We start from the raw sequence: 18,976 nt of genomic DNA on the forward strand, positions 1-18,976 counted from the left end.
AGAGAGCGGATGAACCTGTTCGGTGTGATGGATGTGAGTGGCTCGGCGTTGAAGGCAGAACGGGTGCGCGCGGAAGTTGTTGCCGCGAATATGGCCAATGCCGAGACGACTCGCACGGCGGACGGAACGCCTTATAAACGGCAGCAGGTTGTCTTTGAAAGCTCGGGTGCAACGACTGCGTTTGGTGATGTGTTGCGCGGGCAGCCAGGAGTGCACTTTGCGTCGATGGGTACACCTTCGGCTGCGGGAGCGATTCCGGGTGGTGTGGCGGTGAGCGGTGTGGTGGACGATACTTCGGCTCCGCTGATGCGGTATGAGCCGGGGCATCCGGATGCGGACGCGAATGGGTATGTGGCGTATCCGAATATTAATCCGCTCACCGAGATGGTGGATCTGATGGGAGCGACACGCGCTTACGGAGCGAATGCGAGTGCGTTGCAGGCGGAGAAGAACATGATGAACGCTTCGCTGGATATTTTGAAGTAAGACCTAGGGGATAGACGATGATTCATCCGGTTTCGAGCGCGATTACGAGCGCGATACAACAGGCAGCGACACAAGCGCAGACAGAGCAGACTGCCGCGGCGACTCCGTTTGCTGGTGTTTTTCATTCGATGGTGCAGGAGACGTCGAGCCTGGAGACGAAGGCGAATGAGGCTGTTACGGGCTTGATGAATGGCTCGGGTGTTGAAGTGCATGACGCAATGATCGCGACACAGAAGGCGGATATGAGTTTCGAGTTGGCGTTACAGGTAAGGAACAAAGCCGTTGCGGCGTATCAGCAAATGATGAATATGCAGTTCTAGCAGCAGATCGTATTAGTGACGCATTTCACCAAAGGGATATAGATCAGTGGCAGAGCAGCAGGGACAACAAAGTGCGGAGTTGATGACGCAGCCGGGAGTAGGCGGTGGTGTGGCTCAGGCTGTTCATCTGATGAACCGTGCGCGTGCCATATGGGCGGGGATGCCGCAGTCGAAGCGCACGAAGTTGATTCTGGCTGGAGCTGTGATGGTTGCAGCGTGTGCGCTGGTGAGCTGGTGGGGAACTCGCACGGAGTGGAAGACGCTGTACTCAGGGCTTGAGGTTCGTGACCTGCAGCAGGTTGAGTCTGAGCTGGCAGCGGCGGGCATCACGTATGAGACGACGCAGGATGGAAGCGGCGTTGAGGTTCCGGTGGCATTGCTTGACAAGGCTCGGATGGAAGTGGCCGCGAAGGGAACACCGCAGTCGGGGCGAATGGGCTTTGAGCTCTTCGATAAACCGAACTGGGTTGGTTCAGAGTTCGATGAGAAGGTGAATTATCAGCGCGCTCTTGAGGGCGAGTTGGAGCATACGATTGCGACGATCAGCGCGGTTCGCTCTGCGCGCGTACATCTTGTGATGCCGAAAGATTCGTTGTTCAGCGATGGACAGAAGCCTGCGAAGGCTTCCGTCGTGCTGAAGCTAAAGAGGTCGACTCTGCAGAAGGAAGAGATTGAGTCGATACGGAGTTTCGTGGCAAGTGCGGTGGATGGGCTGCAGCCGGATCAGGTTACGCTGATCGACGCGGATGGGCGGGTCAACCTGAACTCTGTTGCGGCGAATGCGCAGTCGAGTGATGAAGAGCAAGCGCTTTCTGACAAGCTGGTGGCGATGCTCGAGCCATTGGCGGGTAGAGAGAATGTGCGCGCGACGGTGAATATTGCCTATGACCAGAGCTCGCAGGAGCGCACGGATGAGGTTGTGGACCCGACTCAGGTGGTGGCGGTGCAGACGCAGAAGAGCGTGCAGCAGGCCGGTGCAGGAGCGGGACATCCGCAAGGTGTTCCGGGGACGGCGAGCAATACACCCATTACTGCGGATAAGGATGGCAAGGCCCAGCTGCCGGTGTATCCGGCTTCCGCAGCACAGCAGCAGAATGCAAGCGAAGAGAGTTCTACGTTCGCGGTGACGAAGCATACGACGCACGAAGCTGTCGGACCGGGGCGGGTGGCAAGGGTTACGGCTGCGGTGCTGATCAACGATCGTGCTTTGACGGAAGGTGCGGGCAAGGGCTCGCATAGAGTATGGCGGCCTCGCACGATTGATGAGATGAAGCGGTTGGAGGAGTTAGCACGAGCGGCGGTGGGCTTCGAGGAAAAGCGTGGCGATTCTGTGGTGCTGCAAAATATTGCGTTCACTGGAAATGCTCCAGAGCCTGTGGTGACGGGTTGGGAGAAGACGAGCGGCGAGTTGAAGGAGGTGCTTCGCTCACAACCTGAGCTGCTGAAGAATGTCGGTGGTGCGTTGCTGGCTGTGTTGATGATTCTGCTGGTCGTACGTCCAGTGGCAAAGTCAACGATGACGATGCTGAGTGAGGCGAAGGCTTTACCTGGTGCGGTCGGCACTCGTGTGGATGCGTCGTCACGAGTGGAGTTGCAGGACGAGTTGCCGGAGCTTGAGGCGTCTCGATCTGCGGCGCATGCTTTGCCGGGAGTGGAGATTCGCAAATCTCAGGCGGCGATCGATGCCGAAGGCGTACTTGAGTACGTCACGGCGCATGTGAAGCGTGATCCTCAGCAGACGACACGTCTGTTGGAGGCCTGGATTGGTGGAAAGGAACGGTCGTAGAAGATGACAGGAACAATGACGCAGTCGCAGCAGGTGTTTCAACCTTTATTGCTGCCAGTGGATGCAGGGTTTACACCGTCTGATTTGCCGGGAGTAAAGAAGGCCGCAATCTTGCTGTTGGCCGTCGGCAACGATATTGCGAAAGAGATGCTGCAGCAACTAAGCGAGCGTGATGTTCAGCGTGTGACCGAAGAGATTACTAAGCTGCAGGACGTGCCTGCTCCTTTGCTGACGCAGGTTGTCACTGAGTTCTATGGCTTGTTGGAGACGCAGCAGTACATGGTTCGCGGAGGCCGTTTGTATGCTGAGCGAGTGTTGACGGATGCGTTTGGCGAGAAGCGCGCCAAGGACCTGTTGAACGAAGTGCGAGAGTTGCAGGAACGTTCGACGGGCGATATTGCGGTATTGCGTGAGATGGATCCGCAACAGCTAAGCAAGTTTCTGGAGAATGAACATCCGCAGACGATTGCGCTGGTGCTTGCTCATCTTGAGCCGCAGAAAGGTTCCATGCTGTTGATGTCACTGAAGCCACAGCTGAGAGTGGATACGGTGCGACGGCTAGCGGAGATGCGACAGTTTTCTCCGGAGATGGCTTCGAAGGTTGCTTTGATTCTCGCCAAGCGTATGGATGCTCTCGGATCGAGTGGACGCCGCTCGTACTCGGGGTTCAAGTCTGTTGCTGAGTTGCTGAATCGCATGGACCAGAATGCAAGCCGTTCAATTCTGGAGGGCATCGAGCAGACAGAACCAAAGCTGGCTATCGGAATTCGCGACCTGATGTTTACGTTCGATGACCTGTTGACCGTGCCGCAGACGGGGATTCGAGAGATTCTTTCCGCAGTGGATAAGCGGATTCTTGCGACAGCGCTGAAGGGGTCGAAGGAAAATGTTCGCGTTCATCTTTGCGCGGCGATGAGTTCTCGTGCGGTGGAGATGCTGGAAGAAGATATGGAAGCGATGGGACCGGTAAGGGCAAAGGACGTTACCGCCGCGCAGCAGGAGTTACTGGCTGTTGCGCGAAACCTGGAGACGGAAGGCAAGATCGTACTCCGCATGGAGAGTGAAAATGACTACGCCGTTTGATTCGCCTTCTGAGAGCGAAGTGATAGCGCTGCAGTTCGAAGAGTGGAGTGAGAGTGTTGGGCCTTCCTTCGTGGACGCGCAAGAACTTGCGAACGCAGCCGCCGAACGTGACGTATTGACGTCTGAGTTCCAGCAGGAGCTTGCTGTGCGAGTGGAAGAAGCTCGCGAAGCTGCAAGGCACGAGGCTCATGAGGCGGGCGAGCAGCGTATTCACGATGCGATTGAAATTGAGCGAACGGCTGTTGCTATGGCTTGCGCCGGGTTTGCGAAAGCCCGCGAGCGTTACTTCAATGAGATTGAATTGGAAGTGGTCAAGCTGTCGCTATCTATTGCGGAACGGGTGCTGCACCGTGAGGTGATGATGGATGCGACGCTGCTTGCGGGTGTCGTTCGAGTCGCGCTGGCGAAGTTGAGTAGTGCGGATGGTGTGGTGCTATTTGTTCCTGCTGATGATGCTGAGGAGTGGCGCAAGGCAATGAAGCTGACTGAACTTCAGGTTCAGGGTGATGATTTGCTTCGTCGTGGCGATGTTCGCTTGCAGACGACCGCTGGCGTTGCTGAGCTTGGATTGAAGCCGCAGTTGGCGGAGATTGAACGCGGGTTTTTCGATCTGCTTTCGAAGAGGCATGCCTAGGCAATGGCCTTTGAACCACATCTCGGTTTGTTTGAATCACGGTTGAAGAACTCTCCTTCCTGGTTTTGGCAAGGCAGGATCGTGTCTGCCAGCGCCCAGACGGTAGAGAGTCTTGGGCCGCCGTGTTCGTTGGGGGAGGTGTGTGAACTGGTGGGATCGGATGGTATTCGGTACGAAGCTGAGGTGATCGGGTTTCGTGGTGATCGAGTTGTCATGATGCCGCTGATGACATGCAATGGTGTTCGCCATGGCGATGCGGTTCGTGCGCTAGGACGGGCTGCGGAGATTGGTATGGGCGCGTCCATGCTGGGGCGAGTGATGGACGCTGTCGGACGTCCTATGGATGGGCGTGGGCCGTTGGCGATAACGAAGTCCGCACTGCTGGATGGGAATGTGCCGGATGCTATGGACCGGGTTCCGATCAGCGAGCCGCTACGTACTGGTGTTCGTGCGATTGACGCGATGTTGACGGTTGGGCGTGGTCAACGTGTGGGACTCTTCGGTGGGTCGGGTGTAGGAAAAAGCACGTTGATCGGAATGATGACACGCAATACCTCTGCAGATGTGACCGTGGTGGGATTGGTAGGGGAGCGCGGGCGCGAGGTGAGGGAGTTCCTGGAAGATTCACTTGGTGAAGAGGGTCTTAAACGTTCGGTGGTCTTCGTTTCGACATCGGACCAGTCAGCACTCTTGCGCATGAGGGCGGCGCAGGCGGCGACGGCGGCGGCGGAGTTCTATGCATCGCAAGGGATGAACGTGTTGTTGGTGTTGGACTCCCTGACGCGCTATGCGATGGCTGCTCGTGAGGTGGGGTTGGCGGCAGGCGAGCCTCCAACGAGTAAGGGGTATACGCCGAGTGTGTTTTCGCGTCTGGCGAAGTTGGTGGAGCGTGCTGGCAGGTTTGAGCACGGTAGCATTACGGCTTTCTATACGGTGCTGATGGAAGGAGACGATCAGCAGGATCCGATCGTCGATAGCGTGCGTTCGTATGTGGATGGCCATGTTGTTCTGTCGCGTGAACTGGCTTCGCAGGGGTGGTATCCGCCGATTCAGGTGCTTGATTCGCTGAGCCGCACGATGCCTGCTGTGACGACCAAAGAGCATCGTGCCAAGGTGAGCGAGGTTAGGAGACTGATGGCCGCTCATGAACGATCAGCGGACCTTGTTCGAATGGGCGCTTATGCTGCCGGTGCAGACCGAGAGCTTGATCGCGCGATTGCTGCGTTGCCTCTGATCAAAGCGTTTCTATCGCAGGATTTGGGTGAGTCTCCGCTGGTGGAGGAGACGATGGCACGACTGGAGCGGCTGGCGTTATGAGCTTTACGTTGCAGCAGATGGAACGGTTGAAGCGTCTGCGGCAAGCACAGGAACGTATGCAGGAAGCAGCGTTAGCTGTAGCCCGGCGAGAGGTTACTGCAGCCGAAGAGCGGCTGCTTGCTCTGCGTCTGAAGAGAGATTCGTGGCAACGCGAGGGGCGAAGCGAATTGCAGGAAGGGCGATGCGAGGAGTGGAGAGTCGCCGAAGGATCTAGTGTGCTGACAGAGATGCAGGACGCCGTACTGCAGCAAATATTGCAGGACCGAAAGGCGCAAGAAGCAAGCGCGCTTGAGGTGCTGTTGCTGCGTAAAGTTGCTACGGAGCAAGTTGTAATGATTGACGAAAAAATGCGCGAGGCCCTGAAGAAAGAGGGCGAGCGCAGAGAGCAGAATGTCAGCGATGATCGCTTTGCGGCGAGGACGTTCTGGGCCGATCATCGTGAACGGGTAGCAGAGTTGTAGAGTTCTGAAGCTGCGTTAATTCTTTACCAGGTGACATGGCATGGAATGTGCATGTGGTCTGTGCGGAGGGATCGAGGTGCAGATCACAAGCTCAATGCGGGGTGGAAGCAGTAAGGTGTCCAGCACCATGGATGCAGTGGCAACGGCTGGCTCAACAGCTACAGACGATAGGGGCAACGGAGCAGGTAAGTCGTTCTCTGATGTTGCGGTCGCAGCGGGTCTTGTCCATGAGAAAGATGCGGCTTCTAACGCTCAGAAAACCTTGCCGGATTCGAAACCTAGTACGGACAATAAGCAGATAGCTGTTTCTGTGCCCAAGACGGAGCCTGTGGATAAGCTGGCTTCGCCTGAAGTGGATCCTCTTGATCGTGCTGATGTTGAGCCGAAGGATTTGAAACAAGATGGAGATGTCACCGCAGAGAATGCCACGAAAAACGTAGTGGCGAATGAAGAAGTAGAAGAGATTCCGTTGGATGTATCTGTAGATGCTTCGCGGGATACAGAAGACGTTTCTGACAGGATTGAAACGGGTTCTCAGGCCGTTCCTCTGCGTAAGAAAGAGGGCGTAAGCGGAAAGAAAGACGTTCCCGCAGCGGGCGTAAAGCATCGCCCAGGTGGGCATAACTTGACGCCGGATTCTAAGGCCTCGACGTCTGCGGGAGATGTCTCGATTGCTTCGCCTGCTACGGATGCGACGCCGGCGTCTGTCGCGACCCCTAACCTTGCCGCGATAGATAACATTGGACCTTTGAAGCTGGAAGGCGCTCCTATTGCTGCTCCCTCGGTTACTTCTGAGCCATTAGTTGGAGTCAAGAGCTTGGTGTTTGATCCTCCGCAAGTGGTGAAAGGCTTGAAGACAGCTGCGCCGGATGCTCTGCCTTCGGCTAGTATGCCTGCCGAGCAGAAAACGAGCGTTAGTGCAGGGTCAGATCCAAGCGCTCATCACGAAGATTCGGCTGTCGTATCCAACACTGCGGAGAGAGGGAGCCACGTTCCTTTTGATGTGGCCCCCTTTGCTGTGAACGGAAGCAGCTTGCGGCTGCAGAGCGGGGCAACTATGGCAAGTGATCGAACGTTTCCTGTTGCATCAGACATAGATAGCAAGCCGCTTCGGCTGCATGGTTTCGAAAGCTCCACACCGAATCAACTTGAGGTGGGTATCAGTGGTGGCACGCTTGGTTGGGTGAGCGTTCGAGCGGAACTGAAAGACGGTGATGTTCATGCGGTGTTGCGTAGCTCTGTGGAAGCGACGGCGCAGCTCCATGCACAGAGCTCAGAGCTGCGGAGCTTTCTGAGCGAACAGCATTCGCCTGTGACTCAACTTCATATTGAAGCGACTCGGGTGGCTGCCGCGACGGCTTCCGGAAACCAGCATGACGCCGCAACAGGTAGTGGGGCGGGGGGAGAGCAGGCTGATCAAAGGCAGACTCGTCGAGAGCAGGTGCGTCGTGTCTCGGATCTCTCTATGTTCTCCAATGAAAGTGATGAAGAGTCCACGCAGATTGTTAGCGATGCATTAGGAAATACGGCGCTCACTGGCAGATTAGTTGCAGACACAGGTGGTTGGTTGAGCGTGCGTGTGTAGGCAAGCTACGAAAGGGAAACGATGACAGGCATACAGATGTTTGGCAGCAGTGCTCCGGCAACATGGAACGATGCCATGGGGACGACGGCAACGAAGCAGGTAGGGACGATGGCATCAAGCTCATCGTCGGGAAGCACGGATCTGTCTACGGATATTACGGGGGCGGACTTTCTGACATTGCTTGTGAGCGAGTTGAAGAACCAAGACCCAACCCAGCCCACGGATCCGGAAACGTACGTTCAGCAGATGGTAGGCGTGAATAGCCTCGAACAGCTGATTGACATTAACGAGAAGCTCTAACGAATGCGCAACTGCGCGGAGAGAAGGAAGCAAGATGGGATCATTTTCGATTGCATTGACGGGCCTGCGTGCGCAGAGTGCAGCGTTGAACACGATTGGCAATAACCTGGCCAACATGAACACGACGGCGTACAAACATTTGTCGACGACGTTTTCGGACCTCTTCTATCAGCAGGTTGGGAGCTCAGGGGCAGGCAATCCTCTGCAGCAGGGGCTTGGTGTGAAGGTGTCCGGGACTGAGAGCGACCTGAGTCAGGGTTCGATCCAGACGACGGGCAACGCTGAAGATCTCGCGATCGAAGGTGACGGCTATTTTGTGGTGAACAATAACGGTCAGCAGCTGCTTACGCGCGCTGGTAATTTTCAGTTGAGCTCAAAGGGAGAGTTGGAGACGAGCGAAGGCTACGGCGTGATGGGCTATGCCCCGGTAGGTGGAAGCACTGGCGCAACAGGCGGTCTCATTCCCTTGACGCTGCCTGTCGGATCGACACAGGTTGCTTCGTCGTCAAAGAGCATGTCGATGAGCATGAACCTGGATGCCTCTGCGGCTACAGGGACATCCTTTTCTTCGTCGATTACTTTGTATGATTCGCTGGGGACTTCGCATTCGGCGAGCGTTACGTTTACGAAGACGGGTGCGAATGAATGGAGCTACTCGATGGCATTGCCTGCGGGAGATGCGACGGGTTCTGCGAACACGACAGGGACGCTAACGTTCGATTCGTCTGGCAACCTGACTTCGCCAGCAGGAAGCATCTCAGGAATACAGTTCTCCGGGCTGTCGGATGGAGCGTCAGACATGTCGTTGAACTGGAACCTTACGGACTCTCAGAACAAGGGTTTGATCTCGCAGACCGCAGCTAGTTCGTCGGTGTCGGCTACGACGCAGGATGGGTATGCGAGCGGTAGTTATACGGGCTTCTCCATCGGTGCAGATGGAAGTATCTCGGCGCAGTACTCCAATGGACAGAGTGCGGCGGTGGGTACGATAGCTCTGGCTACGGTGTCGAATGAGCAGGGTCTGACTCGTGTAGGCGGTAACGCGTATGTGACGACGGCATCTTCGGGACAGGCGGCGATTGGCGCTGCCGGAACGGGTGGACGCGGAAGCCTGGAGGACGATGCGTTGGAAGGCTCTAATGTGGATATCTCTACGGAGTTTGCGAACCTGATCGTTGCGCAGCGCGCGTTCGAAGCGAACTCCAAGACGGTGACGACCTTCGATACGGTGACGCAGGAGACGATCAATCTGATTCGCTAAAACGGTGCGGATAGCAAAAGCGCGGACGGCCTTATGGCTGTCCGCGCTTTGCTGTTTAGCGATTGCTAAGAAAATGCGGCAGGAGTTGGCATATGAGTTGCATTTGAAGAAGGCATGGCAAGTTCAGCGGCAGTATCGGATGTTCAACCGTCTTCGGTGGTGAAGGTGCCGCTTGGCTCTTTGCTGGTGGTGTGCGTGGTCGCAGTGGTGCTGGCTGTCGGGGGATCGGCAGGCGTGCTGTTGTATCTGTCGAAGCATGGCAAGCTCGTGTCGACTGTGCAGCTTCAACCTGCGGTTCCCGAGACAGCGAAAGAAGCTACACCGACACACAACGTGATGTTGGAACCGATCCTCGTAAATCTGGCGGATGCTGATGGGCACTCTTATCTGCGTTTAGGAGTGGTGCTGGCAGAAGAGTTGGAGAAGGACGCAAAGCCGAAGGAAGACAAGCCCGCGCCGGGTGGAGATGCTGCGGTTCGTGACGCCGTGCTTGGAGTGTTGGGGAAGAAGCATGCTGCTGAGCTATTGGAACCGGAAGGGAAGGACGCCCTGAAAAAAGAGGTGCGTGAGGCGCTTGAAGCACGGGTACCAACGGCAAAGGTTCGAGCGGTGTACTTCACGGATTTTCTGGTGCAGCGATGAAGACGGCACAGAAGCTTGTGGCGGCGGTTGCTGAACTTGGAGTGGAAGAGCTTACCGGCGGGGCGTTTGAAGCGAACGATAAGTGGCCGGTGCTGCAACGGCTGGCTATTCCCATGGCCGTGCGGATACCCCTGGAGCGCATTACGCTGCGTGAGGTGCGCAAATTAGCTGCTGGTTGTGTGCTGACGAGTGAGTGGCCCGCTGCAGAAGAGGTGCCGCTCTTTGCTGCAGATGTAGCGCTGAGTTGGTGTGAGTTTGCGGTGATAGACGGTGTGATGGCTGCGCGCCTAACGCGCCTGGGGTAATGAGATGAAGAGCGTTCAGGTTGGAGGCTTCGCCGGAGTAGCGATGCGCCTTGTGAAGGGGCTGGGCGGCAAGACGCATGTCGACGAGCGGCGACTGCGCTTGCTGGAGACGCTGTCGCTTGGCGGGCAAAAGAAGCTTGCACTGATCGTTGTTGGTGATCAGCAATTTCTCGTGGGCATGGGAAATGATTCGGTGGACTCGATTGCTGTTGTGCCGGAGGTCAATGCTGCAGGCTTTGACATGGTACGGAAGCCTCGGTGGGAGGCTGGGTTTTGAGTTCGCTGCGGGTAAGAGTTGCCTTGGTCGTTTGTCTGCTGGGGATGATTGGGGTGGGGCGAACAGCTTGCGCTGAGGTGTCTGCAGAGCCGTTACAGCAGGCGTTCTGGGTGAAGCATGAAGCCGAGGCCAAACGGGCTGTACGTCATACGTCCACCAGCGTCGCGGGAAAGAGTGCAGTATCGCAAAACCGCGTTCAAGTGCGCACGGCAAATGTTGGAATGGCTGCTGCTACGGAGCCTACGAAGAGTAATTTGCAAACTGGAAAAGGATCAAAGGCGACGACGGACACTCTGCTAGGCGCCATGGGGAAAGCGAATGAAGCTTCAACCCCATGGGCTATTGTGATTGGCCTTACGCTGTTGACGTTGCTGCCAGCAATTTTGCTGGCGATGACTCCGATGGTGCGGCTGCTGGTGGTATTTCACTTTCTGCGCCAAGCATTGGGTACACAGACCGCACCTTCCAACCAGGTATTGATGGGGCTGGCGCTGATGATGACCTGGTTCTTGATGCAGCCGGTAATGCTGCAGGTTGATCAGCAGGCATTGACTCCGTATCGCGCGAGCCAGATTACAGCGATGGAAGCGATTGACCGCGGCGCGCAGCCAGTGAAGCAGTACATGCTGCATTATGCGCGAGAGAAGGACCTGGCGTTGTTTGTCTCGGCATCGCACACCCCCAGGCCTGCAAAGCCTGCTGACCTTGGCATGCCGGTGGTGGTTCCAGCGTACATGCTGAGCGAGTTGAAGGCTGGTTTTCAGATTGGCGCGGTTCTGTTTCTACCGTTCTTGCTGGTGGACTTTCTTGTGGCCAGCATTACAACGTCGATTGGTATGTTGCAGCTCTCACCAACAGTGATCTCAACGCCGGTAAAGATTCTGCTTTTTGTGATGGTGGATGGCTGGACGTTGCTGGCTGACCAATTACTCAAGAGCTTTTAGGAGCAAGGACGATGGGAACGGATATGGCTGTGGTGCTGGCGCGGCATCTGTTGATGGAGTCGCTGCTGCTATGCGCTCCCATGCTGATCGCAGCCTGCGTTGTAAGTCTTGTGATGAGTCTTGTTCAGACGTTGACCGGTGTACAGGAGCAGACGTTGACCGCTGTTCCAAGGCTTGTTGTTGTGTTCGCTGTTACGCTTGCGCTGCTGCCGTGGTTGGCCCATAGAACCGTGGTGTACACGCAGCAGCTATGGACAGACCTGCACCGGTATCTCGGATGAGCGAGTGGGAGCACATTCTTAGCGCGGGCGTGCTCGTGCTGTTTCGGTTGAGTGGGCTGTTTGTGTTTGCACCAATCTTTTCTTCGCCTGCGATCGCTTCGCGCATCAAGGTTGGATTTGCGTTTGCGATGGCGATCCTGGTTGCTCCGGGGATTGCTGTTGCGAGCGGTGCTGTTGCGGAGCTTGGAGTGAGCAATATACTCGGCGAGCTTGCTGTTGGTCTGCTCTTCGGCGTAAGCCTGATGATGCTGACCGAAGCTGTCATGTTTGCGGGAACACTGCTGGGAATGCAGTTTTCCTTCTCACTGGTGAACCTGATTGACCCGGTGAGCAAGGTGGAAACGCCGGTGCTGGGGCAGATGTTGAGTTGGATGACGACACTCATCTTGCTTGGCGCAGGCTTACACCGCACGTTAATTGCTGCTGTTCTGCGAAGCTTTGACGTTATCCCGGTGGGGACCTTTGCTATGTCTGCCGCGAGTGGTGCGAAGCTGGCGCACATGGCCTCTGGAACTTTTCTTGCGGGCGTGCAGTTAGCTTCGCCGGTGATGGCGGCGGCCTTGCTGGTAGAGATAACCATCGCGTTGATGGGGAGGATCTCACCGCAGTTGCCGACGACGATTCTGAGCGTTCCGGTGAAGACGATCGTATCTTACGGAGTTCTCATGGGATCGCTTGCGATCTGGCCTGGATTCTTAGAACGCCATTTTGATTCGCTGCTGAGCGCGGCTGCTGGATTGCTCGGACAAGGGTAAGCAGTGTCCTGAAGCGAGACAGATGAGCGAGCAACGCACAGAAAAAGCAACGCCACAACGAAAGAAGAAGGCACGCGAGCAAGGTGACGTGGTGCGTAGCCGCGAACTGCTTTCGAGCGCAGGTCTTCTGGTGGGTTTGCTGGCGTTAGCGGCGGCAAGTTCCGCATTCACGAATGCATGGCGGCAGTGCTACGGACGCTGTGTACGGCTGGCGGTGAGTGGCAGCTTTGGTCTGCGCGAGTTGATGACGGTAGTTCGCACTGCGTTGCTGCCCGCAGCCGTACCGATTGCGATGGTAATGGGGGCGTCTCTTCTGACGGTTCTGGCTGTGGGGTTCGCGCAGAGCGGCGGGCTTGCGCTGAACTCCAGTGCGCTTGTGCCAAAGCTGGAGAGGTTGAGCCCGGCCTCGCATATCAAGCAGTTGTTCAGTGTGCGCGCGCTTGTGCGCCTGGCAAAGTCATTGCTGCCTGCTTTGGTCGTGGCGTGGATGGGGTGGGCCGTGCTTGGACGCATGATGACCACAATGCCGGTGCTCAGTCTGGCGCGGCTTCCTGAGACGTTTGGTGCGGCGTATGGACTGGGACTGAAGGCCGCTTGGGTGATGGTGGCGTGGGCCGGGGTGGACTACGCGGTGGAGTGGAGAGCGTGGAACCAGCGGCTGAAGATGTCGAAGCAGGAGATGCGTGAAGAAGTAAAAGACGCGATGGGCAACCCGCAGATAAAGGGGAAGATTCGCGCGATGCAACGCACGATGGCCCGCCGGAAAGCCAAAGTTGATATGCGTCTAGCAAGCGTTGTGATCACAAACCCGACGCATTATGCCGTAGCCCTTGAGTTTTCGTTTGAAGAGATGTCGGCACCGAAGGTGTTGACGAAGGGCCGCGATCTGATTGCGTTGGACATTCGTGCTGAGGCAAAGGCTGCTGGTGTGCCAATCGTCGAAAACCCTCCACTGGCTCGGTCCTTGTATCGAGCGGTGGAGCCGGGGCAGTCGATCCCATATGACTTGTACTCGGCCGTGGCAGGCATTCTTGCGTTCCTGTTTCGCGAGCAGCAGGAACAGAAGATGCGAGACGAGAGACATGCGCAGCAGGCCCGTGCAGAACGGCAGCGTGAGCAGCAACTGGGGTCTTCCCCGATGCGTTTTGAAGGAGGGATGTAGTGGCTCAGGGTGGTATAGAGAAGAAGAACTGGAGCGCGTTATTGCTACCAGTCATCACGATCAGCATCGTGTTTGTGATGCTGATCCCTATTCCAGCGATGGTGCTGGATATGCTGCTGGCTGTTTCGATCTCTGCCTCGGTACTGGTGTTTCTGACAGCGATACGGATTCGTAAAGCCGTTGATCTTAGCGTGTTTCCTACGTTGTTGTTGCTGCTTACGCTTTTCCGTCTGGCGTTGAACCTGGCTTCGAGCCGAAGAATTTTGCTGCACGGCCACGAAGGGACGGGTGCGGCTGGTTCTGTCATTGAAGCCTTCGGACAGTTTGTTGTTGGCGGCAACTACGTCGTTGGCTTTGTTCTCTTTCTGGCGCTTACGGCGATTCAGTTTCTTGTGATCAGCCATGGCGCTGTGCGTACGGCCGAAGTAACGGCGCGCTTCACGCTCGATGCTTTGCCGGGCAAACAGATGGCGATTGATGCCGACATGAACGCCGGGCTGATTGATGAGCAGGGCGCAAGAAAGCGGCGTGAAGCCATCGCTCGCGAGGCGGAGTTCTACGGTGCAATGGATGGAGCCGCCCGCTTCTCGCAACGTGATGCGATGGCAACCATCCTGATCACGGCGATCAACATCATCGCAGGCTTGCTGATCGGCGTCTTCCAGCAGGGCGTGGATTTGATGACTGCGGTCAAAACGTACACGATCCTTACGGTTGGCGATGGACTTGTCACGATGGTGCCGAGCCTGCTGGTATCGATTGCCGGTGGGCTGATCCTGACTCGTGCCGCATCAAGCGGCAAGTTGGACAGCGACCTTGGCGCACAGCTTTTTCGCAGACGTACAACCATTTGGATCGCCTGTGGTGTGATGTGCGCCCTGGCGTTAGTTCCTGGACTACCAAAGCTTGCGTTCCTCATCATGGCCGCGGCGTTGGCAATGTTCGCGCGGACGTTACCTGCAGAGTCTGCCACCGAGGCCGTGGAAGAAGTGACGGTGACGAAAGGCAAGCAGGAAGCAGAGGCCACAGCGAAAGCGGGACCTGATGAGCTGGGTTCACTGTTGCGCATGGATGAGCTGACGCTGGAGATTGGCTTTCAACTGATTCCGTTGGTTGACGAGAAGATGGGCGGCCAGATGTTGAATCGTGTGCGTGCTCTTCGCCGACATCTGGCTACGGAACTGGGATTCATTGTGCCCGCTGTGCACATCACAGACAACCTGCGGCTAAAGCCGCGTGAGTATGTGATCTCTCTACGTGGGACAGAGATTGCTCGCTGGAGCACGGAGGGAGCCTGTCTGCTCGCCGTGAACGCTAATCCGAACGCTCGTGCGTTGCCTGGGGTCGAGACGGTAGAGCCTGCCTTTGGTGTGAAAGCTCGATGGATTCAACCGGGGCTGGAGGATCAGGCTTTGGCGTCGGGCTACTCGGTCGTGGACCAGGTGACCGTGATTGCAACGCATCTTGGAGAGCTGATCAAACGGCATTCGCATGAACTGCTGGGCCGGAATGAAACGAAACGTTTGCTGGACAGCATGAATGATTCGCATCCGAAGCTGGTGGAAGAACTTGTTCCCAAGCTGATGACGATGGGTGAAGTGCAAAAAGTGCTGCAGCAACTGCTGCGTGAAGGTGTTTCGATCCGCGATCTTGGAACGATTCTCGAGACGTTGGTGGAAGCCGCGCATGTGTCGAAGAGCGTGGTGCACCTGGTGGAGGGCTGTCGTCAGGCGCTCGGACGTGGGCTTGTTCGCAAGCTGCTGGATGGCGATGGTGGACTTCGCGTGATGGTGATGCAACCGCAGTTGGAGCAGGAGATCGTGGGCACGTTTGATCCTGCCGCGGCACAGCGAATGTTAGGCGCACAGAACGGTGGCGCGGGGGATGGGTTGAAGCGGCTGGTTGAATCTGTGAAATCACTAACCGCTTCGGGTGAGAGTTCGGCACTTCCCGTGCTCTTGTGTCCATCACCGGCACGTTACCACCTGCGTCGGTGGCTGGAGCCTGTCTTGCCGAAGGTGACCGTGCTGTCCTCGCAGGAAATTCCACCAGACATAAAGGTGCGAAGCCTCGGAGCGTTGGGTTAGAGGTCGTTAAGAGAAGTGCTTGCCGCAGATGGAGATGAAGGAGATGGGGATGAGAGAGAGCATACGGGATGGCCAGGGGAACGGGTTCGCAGGTCTGCCGATAGACATTGCCAACTATGGCTATGCGGCGACAGTGCCAGTCGTGCTGAACCAGCAGCCTGCTGCTTCGCTGGAGGCTGAGAGTGCGGAGCGTGATCGGCTGCTGCTGGAGCATTTGCCTACAGTCCGCTATATCGCGCGCCGTATTCATGAGCGTTTGCCGCAGCATGTGGAGCTCGATGATCTGGTGTCTGCAGGGGTCGTCGGGTTGATCGACGCGTTTGGCAAGTTCGATCACACAAAGAAGGTGCAGTTCAAGAGTTACGCTCAGTTTCGTATCCGCGGGGCCATCCTTGATTCGTTGCGGATGTTGGATTGGAGCCCGCGCGAGTTGCGGCGTAAGGGCCGTGCCGTGGAAGAGGCTATCCGTACAGCGACGCAACGGCTGGGGCGCGCGCCGAAGGAAGAAGAGGTTGCTGCGCAGATGAGCGTGACGCTTGAGGTCTATCAGCAGCTTCTTGGCGACCTGAAAGGGCTGGAGATCGGCAGTTTGCATGTTGAGCGAACGGAAGATTCTGGCGATGAAGAGCTGGCTTACATCCCCGGTGATCCGGAAGAGGATCCTCTCTTCCGTTGCATGAAGAGTGAGATGCGCCAGCGTCTTGCGGACGCGATCGATGACCTGCCGGAGAAGGAGCGCATGGTTCTGACGCTCTATTACTTTGAGGAGCTGACGATGAAGGAGATTGGCCTGACGCTGGGTGTCGTCGAGTCACGCATCTCGCAGATTCACTCTTCGGCGGTGGTGCGGCTGCGAACCGCTCTGGGAGCTGCGTCTACGAGCAAGCTGGTCGTTGCAAAGAAGCGATAAGAGGAACGTATGGAGAGTATGGACGGGCGTGCCAGGCCGGAAGAGGTGAGCGCGGAGGTGGTGCAAGCCGCTCCTTATAACTTTGCGCGTTCCGGGCAGATTTCGAACGATCAGATGCGGGCCATTGCGATGGTCAACGATGGCATTGCGCGCAACCTTACGCATACGCTTGGAGCCTGGTTGCGATCGCAGGTGCAAGTGGCTCTCGCGGCAACAGAGCAGATGACATATGCGGAGTACCTGGAGTCATTGCCTGAGCCATCGTACATTTGCTTGCTTCGACTTGAACCGCTGGGTGGCGTTGGGCTGTTGGAGCTGGAGTTGCCGCTGGCGTTGTCGATGATTGATGTCCTGATGGGGGGCAAAGGGTCGACGGAGCAAGCGAGAGATGTCACGGATATTGAAGAGGCCATACTTGGCTCGGTACTTTCGGTGGTGATGCGGGAGTTGAACGGTGCCTGGGAAACGGTTGGATTACGTTTTGCTTCAGAGAAAAGAGAGTCTGCGGCTCATATCTCGCGCTTGATGCAGGCTAGTGAGCGGATGTTGCTGATCTCCTTTGACGTCCAGTTGCAGGAGACTACGGCGCGGCTAAAGCTTTGTCTGCCGACCGTGGTGCTGAATACGATTCACCGCCGCTTGATGGCTGTTCGGGAGCAGCCACGCAGAAACTTTGAGGCAAGCGGAGCTCGCGTCACGGAGTTACTGGGCAAGGCACAGCTTCGAGCTGTGTTGCAGTTGCCTCCAACGAAGATAGCTTCTTCGGAGTTGCGCAACCTGAAGCCTGGGTATGTGCTGCGCTTCGACCTCCCACGGTTTACGGCGGCAGAGTTTGTGCTTGGAGGATTGAAGCTGTCGAACGCCGTTCCTGTCGGACGTGGCGAGCATCGTGGGGCGTTTCTACAGACCGCGACAGCGATGACGAAGCAAGAAGCAGAGAGTGAGATCGAAGTGGTGCAGGAACTGCCGGCAAGTGTGCAAGAAGGGGGCGCAGCATGAAGGATGAATTGGACGAATCGCTAGATGTGATGCTCGACATGGATGTTGAGGCATCGTTGCAGTTTGGGTCTTCAGAGATGAGTTTGCGTGAGGTGTTGGCCTTGGGCCCGGGAGATGTAGTGGAGCTGGATCGCCATGTTGCTGCGCCGGTGGATCTGGTCATTAGCGAACGTATTGTGGCTCGTGGCGAGGTTGTGGTGGTGAAGGGGAACTTTGCCTTGCGTGTCACCGAAGTGCTTGCGCCACAGCTTCGGCTGGAGCGTGCGCAGTGAGGATGCCGGGGATGCGTTTGGGGGCCGCGAATGCAGAGAAGGCAATGGTTCCTCAGTTTGCGGACGAGTTGTTTGCTGAGGATGTGTGGAAGGCCTCCTGGTCGCCTTCTTCAGCAGCTCTAACGGTAGAACCTGTGGTGGCAGCTGGATTGCTTGCCGAAAGTGCTCGCGTCGTCTGCGGCCAAGAGGGATGCGCTTCTCGAAGTTCGTTCTGGAAGAAGAGCGGCAGGCCTGTGTTTGATGGCCGCTGGGTTTGTAGCAGTAGCTGCGCGAAACATCTTGTTGGAGAGATTGTGCGCAGGCAGAATCGAACTGCCAAGGCTCTTGAGGAGACGGGCACGCACAGGCATCGGATTCCTCTGGGGCTGCTGCTGGTGGATCTACAGCTAGTGACGCCGCTGCAGTTGCAGTGTGCGTTGGAGGCACAGCGTGCGGCTGGACGCGGTTTGATCGGCGACTGGTTGATGGATATATGCGGGGTCTCGCCGGAGAAGATTACGAAGGCGGTAGCGGCTCAGTGGAACCGGCCCGTCCTGTCGAACGTTAGCCTCACGGCAGAGAGCATGGCGCTGACTATGCCTGCGGTATTGCGGCAGGAAGCTCGAATGGCTCCGTTGCGACTGGCTGGTGGAAAGATTCTGTATGCGGCCTTCGCTGGTGCGGTGGACTACGCGGCATCTGTCGCATTGGAGCGCATGAACGGAGTTCGAGTTGAGTGTGGCTTGCTGTCGCAGATAGAGTTTTCACAGACTGAGGTGAGGCTGGATGCTGCAGATTCTGTGGAGTGCCGAGAGCTGACGTTTGAAGACTCCACTGATCTGGTCGAGCGAGTTGTAAAGGTTCTATTTCAGACTCAGCCTGTCGCATCGAAGTTGGTTCCAGTGCATGGCAAGTGGTGGCTGCGGATGTGGCTTGAGCGCCAGGCGTGGGGAGCGCGAGGGCCGATGCCGAAGAGCCCTGAAGATGTGCTGGATGTTGTGTTTCGTTCTACCTAGCTGAAGAGGTGCGTGAGAGGAGAAGTCATAAGGAAGTTCTTATGGCTTCTCCTTTTTCCGCTTAAGGCGTTCTTAGCTGAGGCTTTGAGGTTTGGCTTGAGTCTTGCATAAAAA

Annotated in this window: 22 protein-coding genes; all 22 read left to right on the plus strand. The window is 56.7% G+C overall.

The annotated features are described in order from the left end of the window. The first annotated feature begins 9 nt into the window (after positions 1-9). Entirely contained in the window at positions 10-486 is a 477-nt protein-coding gene (gene flgC, locus PW792_07085) for a flagellar basal body rod protein FlgC (protein MDE1161696.1), read from the plus strand. A gap of 17 nt (positions 487-503) precedes the next feature. Further along, positions 504-806 (plus strand): flagellar hook-basal body complex protein FliE, encoded by a 303-nt coding sequence (fliE, locus tag PW792_07090; GenBank protein MDE1161697.1) that lies wholly within the window; start codon positions 504-506, stop codon positions 804-806. A 46-nt stretch (positions 807-852) separates the two neighbouring features. Beyond that, the gene (gene fliF, locus PW792_07095; GenBank protein MDE1161698.1) at positions 853-2,592 is read left to right on the plus strand and encodes a flagellar basal-body MS-ring/collar protein FliF; all 1,740 of its coding nucleotides are present in this window, start codon (positions 853-855) and stop codon (positions 2,590-2,592) included. Positions 2,593-2,595: 3 nt separating this feature from the next. Beyond that, on the plus strand, positions 2,596-3,675 hold the full coding sequence (gene fliG / locus PW792_07100; protein MDE1161699.1) for a flagellar motor switch protein FliG: 1,080 nt from the start codon (positions 2,596-2,598) through the stop codon (positions 3,673-3,675). Then, positions 3,659-4,309, plus strand: coding sequence for a FliH/SctL family protein (locus PW792_07105; GenBank protein ID MDE1161700.1), 651 nt, complete (start codon positions 3,659-3,661; stop codon positions 4,307-4,309). Before fliG ends, PW792_07105 begins: the two co-directional genes overlap by 17 nt. A 3-nt stretch (positions 4,310-4,312) precedes the next feature. Next, positions 4,313-5,626: a FliI/YscN family ATPase gene (locus PW792_07110; GenBank protein MDE1161701.1), complete on the plus strand. Its 1,314-nt coding sequence runs from the start codon at positions 4,313-4,315 to the stop codon at positions 5,624-5,626. 56 nt (positions 5,627-5,682) lie between these two features. Continuing rightward, entirely contained in the window at positions 5,683-6,087 is a 405-nt protein-coding gene (locus tag PW792_07115) for a hypothetical protein (GenBank protein ID MDE1161702.1), read from the plus strand. A 115-nt stretch (positions 6,088-6,202) separates the two neighbouring features. After that, the gene (locus tag PW792_07120) at positions 6,203-7,672 is read left to right on the plus strand and encodes a hypothetical protein (protein ID MDE1161703.1); all 1,470 of its coding nucleotides are present in this window, start codon (positions 6,203-6,205) and stop codon (positions 7,670-7,672) included. Between the two features lie 21 nt (positions 7,673-7,693). Then, the gene (locus PW792_07125) at positions 7,694-7,972 is read left to right on the plus strand and encodes a flagellar hook capping FlgD N-terminal domain-containing protein (GenBank protein MDE1161704.1); all 279 of its coding nucleotides are present in this window, start codon (positions 7,694-7,696) and stop codon (positions 7,970-7,972) included. 34 nt (positions 7,973-8,006) lie between these two features. Then, positions 8,007-9,233, plus strand: a complete 1,227-nt coding sequence (locus tag PW792_07130; protein ID MDE1161705.1) for a flagellar hook protein FlgE — start codon at positions 8,007-8,009, stop codon at positions 9,231-9,233. Positions 9,234-9,347: 114 nt separating this feature from the next. Further along, positions 9,348-9,875: a flagellar basal body-associated FliL family protein gene (locus tag PW792_07135; GenBank protein ID MDE1161706.1), complete on the plus strand. Its 528-nt coding sequence runs from the start codon at positions 9,348-9,350 to the stop codon at positions 9,873-9,875. Beyond that, positions 9,872-10,180 carry a FliM/FliN family flagellar motor C-terminal domain-containing protein gene (locus tag PW792_07140; protein ID MDE1161707.1) on the plus strand — a complete coding sequence of 103 codons (309 nt, stop codon included), beginning with the start codon at positions 9,872-9,874 and terminating at the stop codon, positions 10,178-10,180. The genes PW792_07135 and PW792_07140 overlap by 4 nt, the downstream gene beginning before the upstream one ends. 4 nt (positions 10,181-10,184) lie before the next feature. Continuing rightward, positions 10,185-10,457: a flagellar biosynthetic protein FliO gene (locus PW792_07145; protein MDE1161708.1), complete on the plus strand. Its 273-nt coding sequence runs from the start codon at positions 10,185-10,187 to the stop codon at positions 10,455-10,457. A gap of 254 nt (positions 10,458-10,711) precedes the next feature. Further along, on the plus strand, positions 10,712-11,401 hold the full coding sequence (gene fliP, locus PW792_07150; GenBank protein ID MDE1161709.1) for a flagellar type III secretion system pore protein FliP: 690 nt from the start codon (positions 10,712-10,714) through the stop codon (positions 11,399-11,401). An 11-nt stretch (positions 11,402-11,412) separates the two neighbouring features. After that, complete coding sequence (locus PW792_07155) at positions 11,413-11,682, plus strand: flagellar biosynthetic protein FliQ (protein ID MDE1161710.1); 270 nt, start codon at positions 11,413-11,415, stop codon at positions 11,680-11,682. Then, positions 11,679-12,437, plus strand: coding sequence for a flagellar biosynthetic protein FliR (locus PW792_07160; protein ID MDE1161711.1), 759 nt, complete (start codon positions 11,679-11,681; stop codon positions 12,435-12,437). Before PW792_07155 ends, PW792_07160 begins: the two co-directional genes overlap by 4 nt. 22 nt (positions 12,438-12,459) lie before the next feature. Continuing rightward, positions 12,460-13,599, plus strand: a complete 1,140-nt coding sequence (locus tag PW792_07165) for an EscU/YscU/HrcU family type III secretion system export apparatus switch protein (GenBank protein MDE1161712.1) — start codon at positions 12,460-12,462, stop codon at positions 13,597-13,599. Next, entirely contained in the window at positions 13,599-15,686 is a 2,088-nt protein-coding gene (flhA, locus tag PW792_07170; protein ID MDE1161713.1) for a flagellar biosynthesis protein FlhA, read from the plus strand. The genes PW792_07165 and flhA overlap by 1 nt, the downstream gene beginning before the upstream one ends. Before the next feature lie 49 nt (positions 15,687-15,735). Beyond that, positions 15,736-16,596 (plus strand): FliA/WhiG family RNA polymerase sigma factor, encoded by an 861-nt coding sequence (locus PW792_07175; protein ID MDE1161714.1) that lies wholly within the window; start codon positions 15,736-15,738, stop codon positions 16,594-16,596. 9 nt (positions 16,597-16,605) lie between these two features. Next, on the plus strand, positions 16,606-17,595 hold the full coding sequence (locus PW792_07180; protein MDE1161715.1) for a hypothetical protein: 990 nt from the start codon (positions 16,606-16,608) through the stop codon (positions 17,593-17,595). After that, the gene (locus tag PW792_07185) at positions 17,592-17,867 is read left to right on the plus strand and encodes a FliM/FliN family flagellar motor switch protein (GenBank protein MDE1161716.1); all 276 of its coding nucleotides are present in this window, start codon (positions 17,592-17,594) and stop codon (positions 17,865-17,867) included. Before PW792_07180 ends, PW792_07185 begins: the two co-directional genes overlap by 4 nt. An 11-nt stretch (positions 17,868-17,878) precedes the next feature. Then, the gene (locus tag PW792_07190; protein MDE1161717.1) at positions 17,879-18,862 is read left to right on the plus strand and encodes a hypothetical protein; all 984 of its coding nucleotides are present in this window, start codon (positions 17,879-17,881) and stop codon (positions 18,860-18,862) included. Positions 18,863-18,976: the final 114 nt, after the last annotated feature.

This window comes from Acidobacteriaceae bacterium (assembly GCA_028283655.1).
Classification (GTDB): domain Bacteria; phylum Acidobacteriota; class Terriglobia; order Terriglobales; family Acidobacteriaceae; genus Granulicella.

Bases quoted from the DNA above. Each gene is read 5' to 3' on its own strand.
- PW792_07180 (MDE1161715.1), top strand. From the start codon at position 16,606: ATGGAGAGTATGGACGGGCGTGCCAGGCCGGAAGAGGTGAGCGCGGAG.
- PW792_07125 (MDE1161704.1), top strand. From the start codon at position 7,694: ATGACAGGCATACAGATGTTTGGCAGCAGTGCTCCGGCAACATGGAAC.
- PW792_07105 (MDE1161700.1), top strand. From the start codon at position 3,659: ATGACTACGCCGTTTGATTCGCCTTCTGAGAGCGAAGTGATAGCGCTG.
- fliG (MDE1161699.1), top strand. From the start codon at position 2,596: ATGACAGGAACAATGACGCAGTCGCAGCAGGTGTTTCAACCTTTATTG.
- PW792_07140 (MDE1161707.1), top strand. From the start codon at position 9,872: ATGAAGACGGCACAGAAGCTTGTGGCGGCGGTTGCTGAACTTGGAGTG.
- PW792_07185 (MDE1161716.1), top strand. From the start codon at position 17,592: ATGAAGGATGAATTGGACGAATCGCTAGATGTGATGCTCGACATGGAT.
- PW792_07110 (MDE1161701.1), top strand. From the start codon at position 4,313: ATGGCCTTTGAACCACATCTCGGTTTGTTTGAATCACGGTTGAAGAAC.
- PW792_07165 (MDE1161712.1), top strand. From the start codon at position 12,460: ATGAGCGAGCAACGCACAGAAAAAGCAACGCCACAACGAAAGAAGAAG.
- PW792_07155 (MDE1161710.1), top strand. From the start codon at position 11,413: ATGGGAACGGATATGGCTGTGGTGCTGGCGCGGCATCTGTTGATGGAG.
- PW792_07135 (MDE1161706.1), top strand. From the start codon at position 9,348: ATGGCAAGTTCAGCGGCAGTATCGGATGTTCAACCGTCTTCGGTGGTG.
- flgC (MDE1161696.1), top strand. From the start codon at position 10: ATGAACCTGTTCGGTGTGATGGATGTGAGTGGCTCGGCGTTGAAGGCA.
- fliE (MDE1161697.1), top strand. From the start codon at position 504: ATGATTCATCCGGTTTCGAGCGCGATTACGAGCGCGATACAACAGGCA.
- PW792_07115 (MDE1161702.1), top strand. From the start codon at position 5,683: ATGCAGGAAGCAGCGTTAGCTGTAGCCCGGCGAGAGGTTACTGCAGCC.
- PW792_07145 (MDE1161708.1), top strand. From the start codon at position 10,185: ATGAAGAGCGTTCAGGTTGGAGGCTTCGCCGGAGTAGCGATGCGCCTT.
- PW792_07175 (MDE1161714.1), top strand. From the start codon at position 15,736: ATGAGAGAGAGCATACGGGATGGCCAGGGGAACGGGTTCGCAGGTCTG.
- PW792_07130 (MDE1161705.1), top strand. From the start codon at position 8,007: ATGGGATCATTTTCGATTGCATTGACGGGCCTGCGTGCGCAGAGTGCA.
- PW792_07160 (MDE1161711.1), top strand. From the start codon at position 11,679: ATGAGCGAGTGGGAGCACATTCTTAGCGCGGGCGTGCTCGTGCTGTTT.
- PW792_07190 (MDE1161717.1), top strand. From the start codon at position 17,879: ATGCGTTTGGGGGCCGCGAATGCAGAGAAGGCAATGGTTCCTCAGTTT.